Origin of the sequence: Mesorhizobium sp. M6A.T.Ce.TU.016.01.1.1, assembly GCF_003997065.1 — a bacterium.
GTDB lineage: Bacteria > Pseudomonadota > Alphaproteobacteria > Rhizobiales > Rhizobiaceae > Mesorhizobium > Mesorhizobium mediterraneum.
This window is the reverse complement of sequence record NZ_RZTJ01000121.1, coordinates 1-488: the sequence shown is the minus strand read 5'-3', so window position 1 is coordinate 488 and position 488 is coordinate 1. Positions and strand designations below refer to the sequence as shown.

The window sequence follows — 488 nt, the reverse complement described above, 5'->3', positions numbered from 1 at the left end:
ACACTCTGCATCTTCCGCTTTTCGTCATACGCCTTGCGCGCCGCGTTGACCTGCGGCCTTGCCGACACTTCCGGCACCGCCACGTCCCACCAATGGCCGCCGGCATCTGTGGAAACCAGCGGGTCGGTGTCGATGACGAGCACCGTGGTGCGCGTATTCTTCTTGGCTTGTGCCAGCGCGTTTTCCAGCCCGGCGATCGACGGCACTTTCTCGGCGATCGCCCCCATGCTCGCCGCATGCGCGGCAAAGTCGATGTCGGGCAGGACCTCGTGGCGCGAGTCCTTCAGCAGATTGTTGAAGTTCGCGCCGCCGGTCGCCATCTGCAGCCGGTTGATGCAGCCATAGCCTCTGTTGTCGAGCAGCACGATAGTGAGCTTGAGGCCGAGCATCACCGAGGTGGCGATTTCGGAGTTCATCATCAGGTAGGAGCCGTCGCCGATCATGACGACGATCTCCTCGCCGGGCTTCGCCATCTTGGCGCCGAGCCC

Annotated in this window: 1 protein-coding gene; it reads right to left on the bottom strand. The window is 63.3% G+C overall.

The window, feature by feature from the left end; all coding sequences use genetic code 11:
- Positions 1 to 488, bottom strand: a 488-nt coding sequence (locus EOC94_RS33545) for a thiamine pyrophosphate-dependent enzyme (RefSeq protein WP_245465730.1), incomplete at both ends; no start/stop codon positions are given.